This window comes from Streptomyces spongiicola, assembly GCF_003122365.1.
GTDB lineage: Bacteria > Actinomycetota > Actinomycetes > Streptomycetales > Streptomycetaceae > Streptomyces > Streptomyces spongiicola.
The window spans coordinates 5,424,517-5,439,187 of record NZ_CP029254.1; the positions used below are offsets into that span (position 1 = coordinate 5,424,517).

A 14,671-nucleotide genomic window follows, 5' to 3' on the forward strand; every position below is an offset into this window, starting at 1 on the left:
CGTTGTTTGAGGTTGGAGAAGTTACCGATTTCGAAGTCGAGTGGTGTCGGGTCTGTCGAAAGCGTCGCTCGTCGGGCTAGCCTGGGCCGCGTAGTGTGGGGCTGTCTCACCCATCGGACATCTGAGGAGGGGTGGCTGTGACCACCGAACTGCGTCGTCTGCGCAACTACATCGACGGAGAGTTCCGGGACGCCGCTGACAGGCGGACCATCGAGGTGGTCAACCCGGCCACGGGCGAGGTGTACGCGACCTCCCCGCTGTCCGGCCGGGCGGACGTGGACGCCGCCATGGCCGCCGCCGCCGCGGCGTTCCCCGGCTGGCGCGACACCACGCCGGCCGAGCGCCAGAAGGCCCTGCTGAAGATCGCGGACGCCTTCGAGGAGCGGGCCGAGGAGCTGATCGCGGCCGAGTCGGAGAACACCGGCAAGCCGCTCGGGCTCACCCGCAGCGAGGAGATCCCCCCCATGGTCGACCAGATCCGCTTCTTCGCGGGCGCGGCCCGGATGCTGGAGGGCCGCTCCGCGGGCGAGTACATGGAGGGGCTGACCTCCATCGTCCGCCGTGAGCCGGTCGGCGTCTGCGCGCAGGTCGCCCCGTGGAACTACCCGATGATGATGGCCGTGTGGAAGTTCGCCCCGGCCCTGGCCGCCGGGAACACCGTGGTGCTGAAGCCGTCGGACACCACCCCGGCCTCCACCGTCCTGATCGCCGAGATCATCGGCTCGATCGTCCCGAAGGGCGTCTTCAACGTCATCTGCGGCGACCGCGACACCGGCCGGATGATGGTCGAGCACCCGGTTCCGGCGATGGCCTCCATCACCGGCTCGGTGCGGGCCGGCATGCAGGTCGCCGAGTCGGCTTCGAAGGACCTCAAGCGGGTGCACCTGGAGCTGGGCGGCAAGGCCCCGGTCGTCGTGTTCGAGGACACCGACATCGCGAAGGCCGTCGAGGACATCTCCGTCGCCGGCTTCTTCAACGCCGGCCAGGACTGCACGGCCGCGACCCGCGTACTGGTGCACGAGTCCATCCACGACGAGTTCGTGAGCGCGCTGGCCAAGGCCGCTCAGGAGACCAGGACCGGCATGCCCGACGACGAGGACGTGCTGTTCGGCCCGCTCAACAACGAGAACCAGCTGAACCAGGTCTCCGGCTTCATCGACCGGCTCCCGGCCCACGCGAAGGTCGAGGCCGGCGGCCGGCGGGTCGGCGACAAGGGCTACTTCTACGCCCCGACGGTCGTCTCCGGCCTCAAGCAGGACGACGAGATCGTCCAGCAGGAGGTCTTCGGGCCGGTCATCACGGTCCAGTCCTTCACCGACGAGGCCCAGGCCGTCGAGTACGCGAACGGCGTGGAGTACGCCCTCGCCTCGTCGGTCTGGACGAAGGACCACGCGCGCGCGATGCGCATGTCCAAGGTCCTGGACTTCGGCTGTGTGTGGATCAACACCCATATCCCGCTGGTCGCCGAGATGCCGCACGGCGGCTTCAAGAAGTCCGGATACGGCAAGGACCTGTCGGCGTACGGCTTCGACGACTACACGCGCGTCAAGCACGTGATGACGTCCCTCGAAGGGTGACCGGACCCCGCGGGCGGGCCACCCGCCCGCGGACTCCTCACCGGGCCACCCGGGCCACGCCCGGGTGGCCTCGGGCGCGTCAGGGGCCTCGCAGTCGTCTTCCGCCGGACGGCCGCCCGCCTCGTACCGGCAACGACCGCGTCGAGGACCTCTCGCCCGGAGACGTCCTCGCCCGCCGGGCCCGCCCGGGCGGCGCCATCCGGCCCGAGGCCGGCGACGACCCGTGCCCCGGAACCCGTCCGTGCCGTGCGGGAACCTGTCCGGCCGACGGCCGGGGCGATGCCCGCGCGGCCCGGTCCGTGGTCCCGGACGCGGGACCCGGGGGCGGCGCGGTCGCGGATGCCGTGCCGTCCGGTGCGCCCCGGACCGCTCACGACCCGCGCCCCGGCCCTGCCGCGCCCTTCCGCGGACCGCCCAGGACACGCTTCAGCGCGTCCACCCGGTTGGTGGTGATCGAGTCGACCCCGCGGGCCACCAGTCTGCGCATCGCCGCACGGGTGTCCGCCGTCCACACCGACAGCAGATAGCCCTGCGCGTGGACCTCCTCGGCCAGTTCCCGGCTCACCAGCCCGAAGCGGTAGTTGAGCCAGCGCGGCCTCAGCGCCGCCAGCAGCACGGGACGCGGCGGTGCGAGCGTGGTCCAGGTCAGCGCGATCTCCGCGTCCGGGTCGGCGTCCCGGACCGCCAGCATGCCGGCGGGGCCGCCCGTGTAGTAGACCCGGTCGTCGGCGCCGCCCTCGCGGACCGCGCCGACGACCGCGCGCACGGACGACGCGTCCGCGCCCGGCAGATCCAGCATGAGGCGGTGGCCGCCGGCCGCGGCCACCGCCGCGGCGAGCGTGGGCACCCCGCCGCCGGTCAGTTCGCCGAGCCGTGCGTGGGAGAGCCGGGACAGCGGCAGGTCGTGGCCCCACAGGCGGTTGAGGGTGTCGTCGTGGAGGAGTACCGGCACCCCGTCACGGGTCAGCCGGACGTCGACCTCCACGGCGTCCGCGCCCCGCTCGATCGCCGCCCGCAGCGAGGGCAGGGTGTTCTCGCGTGCGACGTACGGGTCGCCGCGATGCCCTACGACCGTGACAACGCGCATCGGCCGCGCCTCACTTCGCGAGCCACCGCTCGGTGTACGCGTCGATCTCGCCCGCGATGCGCGCCTTTCCCGCGGGGTCGAGGAACGACGCCTCCACGGCGTTCGCGGCGAGAGCGGCGACGCCCCGCTCGTCGAGGTCCAGCAGCCGGGCGGCCACCGCGTACTCGTTGTTGAGGTCGGTCCCGAACATCGGCGGATCGTCGCTGTTGACGGTGACGAGCACGCCGGCCGCGACCATCTCCCTGATGGGGTGCACGTCGAGCGTGGCGACGGCCCGGGTGGCGATGTTGGAGGTCGGGCAGACCTCCAGCGGGATCCGGCGCTCGGCGAGGTGGGCGAGCAGCTCCGGGTCCCGCGGGGCACTGGTGCCGTGTCCGATGCGCTCGGCCCGCAGGTCGTTCAGCGCGTCCCAGATGGTCCCCGGGCCCGTGGTCTCGCCGGCGTGCGGGACGGACCGCAGCCCCGCGGCTATGGCGCGGTCGAAGTAGGGCTTGAACTGCGGCCGGGGCACACCGATCTCGGGCCCGCCGAGACCGAACGACACCAGACCCTCGGGGCGCAGGTCGACGGCGAGCCGGGCGGTCTCCTCGGCGGCGTCGAGGCCCGCCTCGCCGGGGATGTCGAAGCACCAGCGCAGTATGACGCCGAGTTCGGCCTCGGCGGCCTTGCGGGCGTCCTCGATCGCCTCCATGAACCCCTGCTCGGGGATGCCGCGGCGGGTCGAGCTGAACGGGGTCACCGTGAGTTCCGCGTACCGGATGTTCTGCCGGGCCATGTCCCGGGCGACCTCGAACGTCAGCAGACGGACGTCGTCGGGGGTGCGGACCAGGTCCACGACCGACAGGTAGACCTCGATGAAGTGCGCGAAGTCGGTGAAGGAGAAGTACTCGGCGAGCGCGCCCGGGTCGACGGGGACCTGTGAGTCCGGGTGCCGCGCCGCCAGTTCGGACACGATGCGCGGCGACGCCGAGCCCACGTGGTGGACGTGGAGCTCGGCCTTGGGGAGGCCCTGGATGAAGGGAAGCAGATCGGTCACCGGGTCCTCCGCGTGTGCTGTCCGTACCGGTCAGGGATCATCGTATGCGGGGCGGGCGCGTGCCGAGCGGGCCCGTAGCATGACAGGACCACGATGGGGGAGGCACATGTCAGACCAGAGCGACCGGCGGCCGGGTGGGAACGGCCACGAGGACCCGTGGGCTCCGCCCGGGCACCGCACCCCGCGGGACGGGGTGGACTGGAGCAAGCGGGGCGGGACCGGCGGGGGTACGCCGCAGAGCGGACCTCCCGGTGCCCACGACCAGCCGACGGTCACCTCCGTGCCGGGCGTCGATCCCTTCGCGGCCCCCGGCGCGGGCGCCGGAGACGGCGGGGGAGCCGTCCCCCCGCCGCCGATCGCCCCGGGCGGACCCGGGCAGACCGCGCCGGGCCCGTACGGCCATCCCGCCGGGGTGCCGGGCGGCTCGTTCGGCACCCCGGCGGGATGGCCGTACGGCGGCCACACCGGGTACCCGGGCCACTCCGGCTACGGCGCCGGCGGCTGGGCGCCGGCCCCGGCGAACGGCATGGGCATCACCGCTCTGGTGCTGGGCATCATCGCCGTCGCCGGTTTCTGCCTGTACGGCCTCGGGATCGTCCTCGGCGTCCTGGCGCTGGTCTTCGGCTTCATCGGGCGTGCCCGTGCGCGGCGCGGGGAGGCGGACAACGGCGGGATGGCGCTCGCCGGGATCATCCTCGGCGCCGTCGGCGTCGTGGTCGGCGCGGCGTTCCTCGGCCTTCTGGCCTGGGCCGTCGTCAACGATCCGGACTTCGGCGAGGGGTCCGAAGAGGACCCCTGGTCGGCGTCACTCACCGTGGCAACGGCGGCGCGCTGAACCGGGCGGCCCCCGCGCCGCCCGGTCCCGCCCGTCCCCGCGCCGCCCGTCCCGGACACGACCGCGTCGCTCGTCCCGGACACGACCGCGTCGCTCGTCCCGGACACGACCGTGCCGCTCGTCTCTGACACGACCGTGCCGCCCGGTTCCGCCCGCCACCGTGCCGCTCGTCCCGGACACGACCGGGGCGGGCGGGGCACCTCACTCCGTCCGGCCCGCCCTCAGCCGCTCCCGGACCTCCATCAGCGCCAAGCCCAGCAGGTTCGGCCCGCGCCGGCGGGCCGGGTCGTGCGCCCGCTCGTCGCCCGCCGCGAGGCCGATGCCCCATATGCGGTCCGTCGGGCTCGCCTCCACCAGCACCCGCCCCCCGGTGACCAGCAGGAACGAGGCCTCCTCCGGGTGCTGTGAGGACTTGTGGGCGTTTCCCTCGACGACGATGCCGAAGCGCTCCCGCTCCCAGGTCGCGTCGCTGAAGCCGCGCACCAGCCGGCCCGCCTTCTTCGCCTGGGCGGGGCCCGCGGCCGCCACCGCCCTCGCCTCGGCCTTCCCGTCACCGAACAGGCGGGCCTTGCGGGCCATCATCCGGTGCTCGGCCGTCGCGTACTCGATTCCGTCCACGGTGAGCGGCGCCGGCCACCACTGGCTCAGGCAACCGGCGCCCACGGCACCGCCGGATGCCGGCCGGTGTCCCCGGAAGTGCAGATACGCGACCCGTCCACCCCGGCTGATCCGCTCTGTCAGCCTCTCGACCGGCACGTCGGTCATCCCCATGCATGCGAGCCTGGCATCCACCACTGACAATCCGTACGGGAATTCCCTCCCGATGCGACACATGGTCCACCGAATCCGTCGCGTAACCAAAAGGCAACTACGGAATCACTTGTTGGGGAACTCTGCCTCTGTCAGGATCGGCATTCACTTCGATCTGGAACTACGGAGAGCGTCATGGGCAACCGCTTCCAGGTGCGGGACCGTTTCAAGGACGGCGCACAGTACATCGACGGAAGGCTGCGCCCCGGCACATCGGGACATAGTCACGCAATCGTAAACCCCGCCACCGGCGAGCAGCTGCTCGCCTACGACCTGGCGGGCGCCGAGGACGTCGACGCCGCCGTCGCCGCGGCCCGGGCCGCCTTCCCCGGCTGGGCGGGTGCGACGCCCGGCGAGCGATCCGACGCCCTGCACCGGTTCGCGTCCGTGCTCGCCGAGCAGGCCGAGGACCTCGCCGACGCGGAATCCCTGCAGTGCGGTAAGCCGATCAAGCTGAGCCGGGAGTTCGACGTCCCCGGCACCGTCGACAACGCCGCGTTCTTCGCCGGCGCCGCACGCCATCTCCAGGGCCAGTCCGCGGGCGAGTACAGCGGTGACCACACGTCGTACGTACGCCGGGAGCCGATCGGCGTCGTCGGGTCCGTCGCACCCTGGAACTACCCGCTCCAGATGGCCGCCTGGAAGGTCCTCCCGGCCATCGCCGCGGGCAACACCATCGTCCTCAAGCCCGCCGAGACCACGCCCCTGACCTCGCTGATGTTCGCCCGGGCCGCCACCGAGGCGGGCATCCCCGACGGCGTCCTCAACATCGTCACCGGCACCGGCGGGGACGCGGGCGAGCACCTCGTCGGCCACCCCGGCGTCGCCATGACCTCGTTCACCGGCTCGACGCCCGTCGGCAGGCGGGTCGCCGAGGTCGCCACGGCCACCGTCAAGCGGCTCCATCTGGAACTCGGCGGCAAGGCCCCGTTCGTCGTGTTCGACGACGCGGACCTCGACGCCGCCGTCCACGGGGCCGTCGCCGGCGCGCTGATCAACAGCGGCCAGGACTGCACCGCGGCCACCCGCGCCTACGTCCAGCGCCCGCTCTTCGACGCCTTCGTCGCCGGGGTCGCCGACCTGATGGCGACCGTACGGCTCGGCGACCCCTTCGACCCGTCCACCGACCTCGGCCCGCTCGTCTCCCACACCCAGCGCGACCGGGTAGCCGGCTTCGTCGACCGGGCCCGCTCGTACGCCACCGTCGTCACCGGCGGCAGGGCTCCCGGCGGCGACCTGGAGAAGGGCGCCTACTACCTGCCCACGCTGATCGCGGGCGCCGCGCAGGACAGCGAGGTCGTGCAGTCGGAGATCTTCGGACCCGTCCTGGTGGTCCTGCCGTTCGACTCCGACGACGAGGGCATCGCGCTGGCCAACGACACCCCGTACGGCCTCGCCGCCTCCGCCTGGAGCCGCGACGTGTACCGGACCGGCCGCGCCACCCGCGAGATCAAGGCGGGCTGCGTATGGGTCAACGACCACATCCCGATCATCAGCGAGATGCCCCACGGCGGATACCGGGCCAGCGGCTACGGAAAGGACATGTCGGTGTACTCGTTCGAGGAGTACACGCAGGTCAAGCATGTGATGTACGACAACACCGCGGTGGTCCGCAAGGACTGGCACCGCACGATCTTCGGAGACCGATAGCAGCCTCGGCCGTACCACCGGCGGCGGCCCATCCCGAAAGGCAACACAGCGCATGAAGCAGTACCAGCCCGAGCGCCTCTCGGAGGCCCAGCTGGCCGCTATGCGGCGGAGTCTGAGCAGCGGCCGCGGCGCGCTGTCCCGCCGCTCCCTGCTGCGGGCGGCGGGCATAGGGGCTCTCACCATAGGTGGCACGGGCGCGCTGAGCGCGTGCGGAATCCCGCCCGCCAAGCGCGCCGGCGAAGGGGCCGCGGCCTCCGACGACCACTCGGCCGAGGAGAAGCGGATCACCTTCTCCAACTGGACGCAGTACATCGACATCAGCGAGGACGAGAAGAGCCACCCCACGCTCGACGCGTTCACCAGGCGCACCGGGATCAGCGTCAAGTACACCGAGGACATCAACGACAACGTCGAGTTCTTCGGCAAGATCCGGCCGCAGCTCGCCGCCGGCCAGGACACCGGGCGAGACCTGGTCAACGTCACCGACTGGCTCGCGGCCCGCATGATCCGCCTCGGCTGGGTGCAGAAGCTCGACCCCGCCAACCTGCCGAACGCCTACGCCCGTCTGTCGCCGCAGTTCCGCAGCCCGGACTGGGACCCCGGACGGGCCTACTCCTACCCCTGGACCGGCATCTCCACCGTCATCGCCTACAACTCCAGGGCGACCGGGGGCCGGAAGGTCGAGAGCGTCTCCCAGCTGCTCGAGGACAAGGCGCTGCGCGGCCGCGTCGCCTGCCTCTCCGAGATGCGCGACACCGTCGGGATGACCCTGCTCGACATGGGCAAGGACCCCGGGAAGGTCACCGGCGACGACTACGACGCGGCGATATCCAAGATCCAGCGGGCCGTCGACACCCGGCAGATCCGCCGCTTCACCGGCAACGACTACACCTCCGACCTGGACAAGGGCGACATCGCCGCCTGTCTGGCCTGGGCCGGGGACCTCGTCCAGCTCCGGGTCGACAACCCCGACATCCGGTTCGTCGTCCCCGACGCCGGCTATATGACCTCCAGCGACAACCTGCTGGTCCCGGCCAAGGCCCGGCACAAGGCCAACGCCGAGAAGCTCATCGACTACTACTACGAGCTCCCGGTCGCGGCCCAGCTCGCCGCCTACATCAACTACGTCTGCCCGGTCGAGGGCGTCGGCCCCGAACTCGCCGAGATCGACCCGGCACTCGCCGAGAACACGCTGATCCTCCCGGACAAGGCCATGGCCGCGAAGTCCCATGCCTTCCGCTCGCTCAGCAGCGAGGAGGAGACGGCGTACGAAGAGAAGTTCGCCAAGCTCATCGGCGCCTGACCGTCCTGCTCCCCTGCTCCCCCTCGACACCTGGGACCGCGCTCCATGACTGACAAGACAGCGGGCGGAGACGTCCGCCTCACCGGGATCGGCAAGACCTACGGCTCGTTCACCGCCGTGCACCCGCTGGACCTGACCGTGCCCGAGGGCTCGTTCTTCGCCCTGCTCGGCGCCTCCGGCTGCGGAAAGACCACCACCCTGCGCATGATCGCCGGACTGGAGGACCCGACCACCGGCTCCGTCTTCCTCGGCGACCGGGACGTCACCGACCTCCCGCCGTACAAGCGGCCGGTCAACACCGTCTTCCAGAGCTACGCCCTCTTCCCGCACCTCACCATCCACGAGAACGTCGCCTTCGGTCTCCGCCGCCGCGGCATCAGGTCCGTGAAGAAGCAGGTCGACGAGATGCTGGAACTCGTCCAGCTCGGCGACAAGGCCAGGCACAAGCCCCACCAGCTCTCCGGCGGCCAGCAGCAGCGCGTCGCCGTCGCCCGCGCGCTCATCAACCACCCCCAGGTGCTTCTGCTGGACGAGCCGCTCGGCGCCCTCGACCTCAAGCTGCGCCGCCAGATGCAGCTGGAGCTCAAGCGCATCCAGACCGAGGTCGGCATCACCTTCGTCCACGTCACCCACGACCAGGAGGAGGCCATGACCATGGCCGACACGGTCGCGGTGATGAACGGCGGCAGGGTCGAGCAGCTGGGTGCGCCCTCCGACCTCTACGAGAACCCGCAGACGACGTTCGTCGCCAACTTCCTCGGCACCTCCAACCTCATCGAGGCCCAGGTCGCCGAGGTCGCGGGCGGCGAGGTGGCGGTGACCGCGGCCGACGCCGGACTGCGGCTTCCCACCGCCCGCTGCGCCACGCCGCCCCGCACCGGCGGCAAGCTCCTCGTCGGTGTCCGCCCCGAGAAGATCTCCCTGGCGCACGCCGACGACGCCGATGGCATAGCCGAGGGGCGCAACCGGTTCACCGGGAAGATCGCCGACTCCAGCTTCATCGGCGTCTCCACCCAGTTCGTCGTCGACAGCCCGGTCTGCCCGGAGCTTGAGGTGTACGTGCAGAACGTCGAGCGGGACCCGCGCCTCGTCCCCGGCGCCGAGGTCGTCCTGCACTGGAACCCCGAGCACACGTTCGGCCTCGACGCCGCCATGGACATCGACGCGGGCGTGGAGACGGTGGAGGAGACAGCATGACCGTCACCGAGGCACCACCCGCCTCACCCGCCCCCGCCGGTACGGGCCCGGTGCCGCGCAAACAGCCGGCGCGCCGCAAGCTCGTGCCGTACTGGCTGCTGCTGCCGGGCATCCTGTGGCTGCTGGTCTTCTTCGCCCTGCCGCTCGTCTACCAGGCGTCGACCTCCGTGCAGACCGGCTCGCTGGAAGAGGGCTTCGAGGTCACCTGGCACTTCCGGACCTACTGGGACGCGCTCGGCGAGTACTACCCGCAGTTCCTGCGGTCGGTGCTGTACGCGGGCACGGCCACCATCCTGTGCCTGCTGCTCGGCTATCCGCTGGCGTACCTCATCGCGTTCAAGGCGGGCCGCTGGCGCAATCTGCTGCTGGTGCTGGTCATCGCGCCGTTCTTCACCAGCTTCCTGATCCGGACGCTCGCGTGGAAGACGATCCTGGCGGACGGCGGACCGGTGGTGGACGTCCTCAGCACCATCGGCTTCCTCGACGTCACCGGCTGGCTCGGGATGACCGAGGGGAACCGGGTGCTGGCCACCCCGCTCGCCGTGGTCACCGGTCTCACGTACAACTTCCTGCCCTTCATGATCCTCCCGCTCTACACCTCGCTGGAGCGGATCGACCCGCGGCTCCACGAGGCGGCCGGAGACCTCTACGCCAGGCCGTCGACCGTCTTCCGCAAGGTGACGTTCCCGCTGTCGATGCCGGGTGTCGTCTCCGGGACGCTGCTGACCTTCATCCCGGCCAGCGGCGACTACGTCAACGCCGAGCTGCTCGGCTCCACCGACACCCGGATGGTCGGCAACGTCATCCAGTCTCAGTTCCTGCGGGTGCTCGACTACCCGACCGCGGCCGCGCTGTCGTTCATTCTCATGGCCGTCGTGCTGATCATGGTGACGGTCTACATCCGCCGGGCCGGTACGGAGGATCTCGTCTGATGCTGCGACTCTCGACAACGTGGATACGCCGCAACCTGGTGGTGATCGCCGGCCTGCTCACGCTGGCGTACCTGGTCCTGCCGAACATCATCGTGATGGTGTTCTCCTTCAACAAGCCGGCCGGGCGCTTCAACTACTCCTGGCGGGAGTTCTCCACCCACGCGTGGCAGGACCCCTGCGGCGTCTCCGGCATGTGCGACTCGCTCAGCCTGTCGCTGTGGATCGCGCTCTGGGCCACGATCGGCGCCACGGTCCTCGGCTCGATGATCGCCTTCGCGCTCGTCCGCTACCGGTTCCGGGCCCGCGGGGCGATCAACTCCCTGATCTTCCTGCCGATGGCGATGCCCGAGGTCGTCATGGCGGCCTCGCTGCTCACCCTCTTCCTCAACCTCGGGGCGGAACTCGGCCCTACGACGATCCTCATCGCGCACACCATGTTCTCCCTCAGTTTCGTCGTGGTGGCGGTCAAGGCACGGGTGATGTCGATGGATCCCCGGCTTGAGGAGGCCGCCAAGGACCTCTACGCGGGGCCCGTGCAGACCTTCCTGCGGGTCACGCTGCCGATCGCGGCACCGGGCATCGCCGCGGGCGCGATGCTCGCCTTCGCGCTCTCGTTCGACGACTTCATCATCACCAACTTCAACTCGGGAAACACGGTCACCTTCCCGATGTTCGTCTGGGGCTCGGCCCAGCGCGGCACACCCGTCCAGATCAACGTCATCGGTACGGCCATGTTCGCCCTCGCCGTCATCGTCGTCGTCGCGGGCCAGATCATCAGCGGCCGGCGGCGGAAGACCGCACTGTCCGAGTAGCCCCGAGTAGCCCCGAGCGGTGCCGAGTGGTGCCGAGTGGCACTGAGCGGCCCTGAGCGTCGCAAGTGGTACCGAACAGTGCCAACCAGTACCGAGTACCGAATCGCCCCGAGTGCCGAATCGCGCCGAGCGCCGAGTTGAACCGAGCAACACCGAGCAGCGCCACGAAGGAGTGGAAACCATGGCCCCAGCAGCCATGACCTTTGCCTCATCACTCTCCGACGCCCAGCCCGTCCCCTTCTGGCTGGAAGACCCCGGCAAGCCCGCCGCCCTGCCCGCCCTCACCGGCGACGAGAAGACCGATCTGCTCGTCGTCGGCGGCGGCTACAGCGGACTGTGGACCGCGCTCCTCGCCAAGGAGCGGGACCCGCGGCGGGACGTCGTCCTGGTCGAGGGCCGCGAGGTGGGCTGGGCCGCCTCGGGCCGCAACGGCGGCTTCTGCGCCGCTTCCCTGACCCACGGCCTCGCCAACGGCCTGGCCCGCTGGCCGGAGGACATGGCCAGGCTGGAGGAGTTCGGGGCACGGAACCTCGACGCCATCGAGGCCGCGGTCGCCCGGTACGGCATCGACTGCGACTTCGAGCGCACCGGCGAGATCGACGTGGCCACCGAGCCGTACCAGCTCGACGAACTCCGCACGTTGCACGAGGAGGCCGGCCGGCTCGGCTTCGGCGGTCTCGAACTGCTGGACCGCGACGCCGTGCGCGCCGAGGTCGACTCCCCGACCTTCCTCGGCGGCCTCTGGGACCGTGAGGGGGTGGCGATGCTCCACCCGGCCAGGCTGGCCTGGGGCCTCAAGCGGGCCTGCCTCGGCCTCGGCGTACGGATCTACGAGAACACCCGGGCGCTCGAGCTGTCCCCGGCAGGCGCCGGAACAGCCGTGCGCACGCCCTACGGCCGGGTCTTCGCCCGGCGGGTCGCGCTCGGCACGAACGTCTTCCCGTCGCTCGTCAGGCGGATCCGCCCGTACACCGTGCCGGTCTACGACTACGCGCTGATGACCGAACCGCTCTCGTCCGCCCAGCGCGAGTCGGTCGGCTGGCACAACAGGCAGGGCCTCGGCGACAGCGCCAACCAGTTCCACTACTTCCGGATCACCGGCGACGGCCGGATCCTGTGGGGCGGCTACGACGCCGTCTACCCGTACGGCGGGAAGGTCAGCGCCGAGATGGACCACCGGCCGGAGACCTATCTGAAACTGGCGGGTCAGTTCTTCGCGTGCTTCCCGCAACTGGAGGGCCTGCGCTTCACCCACGCCTGGGGCGGCGCGATCGACACCTGCTCGCGTTTCTCGGCGTTCTTCGGCGCGGCGCACGGAGGGAGGGTCGCCTACGCGGCCGGATACACCGGCCTCGGCGTCGGCGCAACCCGCTTCGGCGCCGAAGTGATGCTCGACCTGCTCGCCGGCGAGCGCACCGAGCGCACCGAGCTGACGATGGTCCGCAAGAAGCCGCTGCCCTTCCCGCCGGAGCCGGTGGCCTGGGCGGGGATCGGCCTCACCAAGTGGTCGCTGGCTCGGGCCGACGCCCGCGGCGGCCGACGCAACCTGTGGCTGAGGACGATGGACCGCCTCGGTCTCGGCTTCGACAGCTGACACCTCCGCTCACGGCCGGCGGCCGCGCGCCACCGGGCGCCCGGCCGTCGGCCGTGCCGTGTCCCCCTCGGCCGTTCCGGCTTCGGGCTTCCGGCCTCGGGCACCGGTGTACGAGTGCTCTGCTGCTTGCCCTCTGCCGCAGGCCCCGATCCCGGCTGCCCGGTCCCGGCTGCCTGGTTCCGGGTCCTGGCTCCCGGGTCCCGGGTCCCGGGTCCCGGGCGGGACTTTCCCGCAGGCCGCCCGAACCGGCGTCATAGCGCGCGCGGTTCCCGCTCTCCAAAGGCGGACGCAAGGACCGCGCAGGCGGCGAGGCGCACGGAAACGGAGGCTGGAGAGATGGCGGTAACCGGGGGACAGGGTGCTGGTGCGGCGGTGCGGTGGCTGGTGTCGGCGGCGCCCGACCCCGACGGCCGGCTCAGGCGGTGGGAGAGCGACCCCAGAGGGCTGGTGCTGCTCCCGGCGGGGCGGCACTGGGACGTGCTCGTCCTCCCCGGCAGGATCGCCGGCCCGACGCTGGAGGTGCTGAAGCGGCTCACGAGCCGGCCGGGGCCGGTCCTGGCCCACTTCGGTGCCGTCCGGCACGGCCCCGCCGCGGCGCCGCGCATGGGCTTCTTCGTGCCGCCGGGAGTCTCGGAGTGGTGGGTGGCCACGGGTACGCACGCCGCGGGGCCCGGTGCCTGGGTGGTGCTCCCGTACCCCGGCCGGACCGCGGGGGGCGTGCGCTGGCTGGTCCTGCCGGACGGATCGGGCACACTCACCGATCCCGCACTGCTGGAGCTGGCCATGCACGAGGCGGCCGCCCTGGTCGCCGACGAGGAGAGGCAGTGACGGAGGGGTAGGTCAACCGGGGCCGGTCCGGCTGCCCGACGCTGCGCCGGGGCACCGGCTCCCGCCCCCGGAGCCGGCCGCGACCGCACCGGCCAGCAGCACCCCGCAGAGGGACCAGCTCGCGAGGACGTCAAGCGGCCAGTGGTGGCCGCGCAGCACCAGAGCGATGCCCGTCGCCGCCGTGAGCAGCACGGCGACGGGCATCAGCCGTCTGCTGACGAGCAGGGCGGCCCCGGCGTACGCCACCATCGCGGTCGCGGCGTGGCCCGAAGGGAAGTACCCCGTCTCCGGGGTCAGCGGCCCCGGCCGGTCCGTCAGCGCCTTCAGCGGAGCCACCAGCGCCGGTACGAGGGCCATGGCGGCGGCGACCGCCGCCGCGGGGGCCCAGCGCCGGCGGTGCAGCGCCAGGCCGGCGGCCGCGGCCAGTACCGGCAGTGCGACCTGCGGGCTGCCGAGGTCGGCGAGGAACTCGGTGAGGTGCGTGGGGCCGCTGCCCACGACCGCGCGGTCGATGTGCTCGTCAAGCGCGCGCAGCGGACCGTTGACCGCGACCTGCCAGGTGATCAGAGCGAAGAGGACGGCGCACACCGCCGCGACGGCGGCGGGGCCGGCCGGCCGTTTGGGGACCCGGGGGAACCCGGGGAGTCCGCGGAATCGGGGGAGTCCGGGCAGGAAGGACGGTCGCCCCGGAACAGGGGGGTTTGTTCCGGGGCGACCGCGAGGACCGGTGCGCCGCGCGCCCCGGGGGGTTTGGGGCGGGCGGCCGTCCGATCGGAGAGGAGAACCCGGGCACGAGGACCCGGTGGTGTGCGCGAAGGCACGCCCATGGCGGGACCGGGGAGGCCACGCCATGGAGTCACCCGCAGTCCCCTGCGAGCGGGGTGTTTCTCTCATCTGCGGAAACCGTACGGCAGCAGGAGGGGGGCCGACAGCGGGTGGTGCCATCCCGCCATCGCCCCCCCACACCTTCTTCACAGAGCGGGCGCGGTGCCGCAGGGTCGCAGCCCGCT

At 71.7% G+C, this 14,671-nt stretch carries 13 protein-coding genes; 9 read left to right on the forward strand and 4 right to left on the reverse strand.

Features of this window, described 5'->3' with window-relative positions:
- Nucleotides 1-137: 137 nt before the first annotated feature.
- Nucleotides 138-1,577: a gamma-aminobutyraldehyde dehydrogenase gene (locus DDQ41_RS23825; RefSeq protein WP_109296302.1), complete on the forward strand. Its 1,440-nt coding sequence runs from the start codon at nt 138-140 to the stop codon at nt 1,575-1,577.
- 370 nt (nt 1,578-1,947) lie between these two features.
- Here DDQ41_RS23825 and DDQ41_RS23830 read toward each other — a convergent pair whose 3' ends face one another.
- Nucleotides 1,948-2,664 carry a glycerophosphodiester phosphodiesterase gene (locus DDQ41_RS23830; protein ID WP_109296303.1) on the reverse strand — a complete coding sequence of 239 codons (717 nt, stop codon included), beginning with the start codon at nt 2,662-2,664 and terminating at the stop codon, nt 1,948-1,950.
- Nucleotides 2,665-2,674: 10 nt separating this feature from the next.
- Complete coding sequence (locus DDQ41_RS23835; RefSeq protein WP_109296304.1) at nt 2,675-3,700, reverse strand: adenosine deaminase; 1,026 nt, start codon at nt 3,698-3,700, stop codon at nt 2,675-2,677.
- Nucleotides 3,701-3,806: 106 nt separating this feature from the next.
- Here DDQ41_RS23835 and DDQ41_RS23840 point away from each other — a divergent pair, with 106 nt between their 5' ends.
- On the forward strand, nt 3,807-4,535 hold the full coding sequence (locus DDQ41_RS23840) for a DUF4190 domain-containing protein (protein ID WP_109296305.1): 729 nt from the start codon (nt 3,807-3,809) through the stop codon (nt 4,533-4,535).
- Nucleotides 4,536-4,736: 201 nt separating this feature from the next.
- On the opposite strand, the gene DDQ41_RS23845 is transcribed toward DDQ41_RS23840, so the two are convergent.
- Nucleotides 4,737-5,306 carry an NADAR family protein gene (locus DDQ41_RS23845; RefSeq protein ID WP_109296306.1) on the reverse strand — a complete coding sequence of 190 codons (570 nt, stop codon included), beginning with the start codon at nt 5,304-5,306 and terminating at the stop codon, nt 4,737-4,739.
- A 174-nt stretch (nt 5,307-5,480) separates the two neighbouring features.
- On the opposite strand from DDQ41_RS23845, the gene DDQ41_RS23850 reads away from it, so the two are divergent.
- The 7 genes from DDQ41_RS23850 (at nt 5,481) to DDQ41_RS23880 (ending at nt 13,661) form a co-directional block, all read left to right on the forward strand.
- Entirely contained in the window at nt 5,481-6,995 is a 1,515-nt protein-coding gene (locus DDQ41_RS23850; protein WP_109296307.1) for a gamma-aminobutyraldehyde dehydrogenase, read from the forward strand.
- Between the two features lie 52 nt (nt 6,996-7,047).
- On the forward strand, nt 7,048-8,298 hold the full coding sequence (locus tag DDQ41_RS23855; protein ID WP_109296308.1) for an ABC transporter substrate-binding protein: 1,251 nt from the start codon (nt 7,048-7,050) through the stop codon (nt 8,296-8,298).
- A gap of 45 nt (nt 8,299-8,343) precedes the next feature.
- Nucleotides 8,344-9,495, forward strand: a complete 1,152-nt coding sequence (locus tag DDQ41_RS23860; RefSeq protein WP_109296309.1) for an ABC transporter ATP-binding protein — start codon at nt 8,344-8,346, stop codon at nt 9,493-9,495.
- On the forward strand, nt 9,492-10,427 hold the full coding sequence (locus tag DDQ41_RS23865) for an ABC transporter permease (RefSeq protein WP_109296310.1): 936 nt from the start codon (nt 9,492-9,494) through the stop codon (nt 10,425-10,427). Before DDQ41_RS23860 ends, DDQ41_RS23865 begins: the two co-directional genes overlap by 4 nt.
- Nucleotides 10,427-11,239 carry an ABC transporter permease gene (locus tag DDQ41_RS23870; protein WP_109296311.1) on the forward strand — a complete coding sequence of 271 codons (813 nt, stop codon included), beginning with the start codon at nt 10,427-10,429 and terminating at the stop codon, nt 11,237-11,239. Before DDQ41_RS23865 ends, DDQ41_RS23870 begins: the two co-directional genes overlap by 1 nt.
- A 181-nt stretch (nt 11,240-11,420) precedes the next feature.
- Nucleotides 11,421-12,833 (forward strand): NAD(P)/FAD-dependent oxidoreductase, encoded by a 1,413-nt coding sequence (locus DDQ41_RS23875; protein WP_167450276.1) that lies wholly within the window; start codon nt 11,421-11,423, stop codon nt 12,831-12,833.
- Between the two features lie 336 nt (nt 12,834-13,169).
- Nucleotides 13,170-13,661: a bifunctional DNA primase/polymerase gene (locus DDQ41_RS23880; RefSeq protein ID WP_109296313.1), complete on the forward strand. Its 492-nt coding sequence runs from the start codon at nt 13,170-13,172 to the stop codon at nt 13,659-13,661.
- A 12-nt stretch (nt 13,662-13,673) separates the two neighbouring features.
- On the opposite strand, the gene DDQ41_RS23885 is transcribed toward DDQ41_RS23880, so the two are convergent.
- Complete coding sequence (locus DDQ41_RS23885) at nt 13,674-14,249, reverse strand: phosphatase PAP2 family protein (RefSeq protein ID WP_109296314.1); 576 nt, start codon at nt 14,247-14,249, stop codon at nt 13,674-13,676.
- Between the last annotated feature and the right edge of the window lie 422 nt (nt 14,250-14,671).

What these genes read in the sequence shown, in the direction of transcription:
- DDQ41_RS23865 (WP_109296310.1), top strand. Translation starts at nt 9,492, where the DNA reads ATGACCGTCACCGAGGCACCACCCGCCTCACCCGCCCCCGCCGGTACG.
- DDQ41_RS23860 (WP_109296309.1), top strand. Translation starts at nt 8,344, where the DNA reads ATGACTGACAAGACAGCGGGCGGAGACGTCCGCCTCACCGGGATCGGC.
- DDQ41_RS23850 (WP_109296307.1), top strand. Translation starts at nt 5,481, where the DNA reads ATGGGCAACCGCTTCCAGGTGCGGGACCGTTTCAAGGACGGCGCACAG.
- DDQ41_RS23830 (WP_109296303.1), bottom strand. Translation starts at nt 2,664, where the DNA reads ATGCGCGTTGTCACGGTCGTAGGGCATCGCGGCGACCCGTACGTCGCA.
- DDQ41_RS23875 (WP_167450276.1), top strand. Translation starts at nt 11,421, where the DNA reads ATGGCCCCAGCAGCCATGACCTTTGCCTCATCACTCTCCGACGCCCAG.
- DDQ41_RS23840 (WP_109296305.1), top strand. Translation starts at nt 3,807, where the DNA reads ATGTCAGACCAGAGCGACCGGCGGCCGGGTGGGAACGGCCACGAGGAC.
- DDQ41_RS23880 (WP_109296313.1), top strand. Translation starts at nt 13,170, where the DNA reads ATGGCGGTAACCGGGGGACAGGGTGCTGGTGCGGCGGTGCGGTGGCTG.
- DDQ41_RS23845 (WP_109296306.1), bottom strand. Translation starts at nt 5,306, where the DNA reads ATGGGGATGACCGACGTGCCGGTCGAGAGGCTGACAGAGCGGATCAGC.
- DDQ41_RS23855 (WP_109296308.1), top strand. Translation starts at nt 7,048, where the DNA reads ATGAAGCAGTACCAGCCCGAGCGCCTCTCGGAGGCCCAGCTGGCCGCT.
- DDQ41_RS23870 (WP_109296311.1), top strand. Translation starts at nt 10,427, where the DNA reads ATGCTGCGACTCTCGACAACGTGGATACGCCGCAACCTGGTGGTGATC.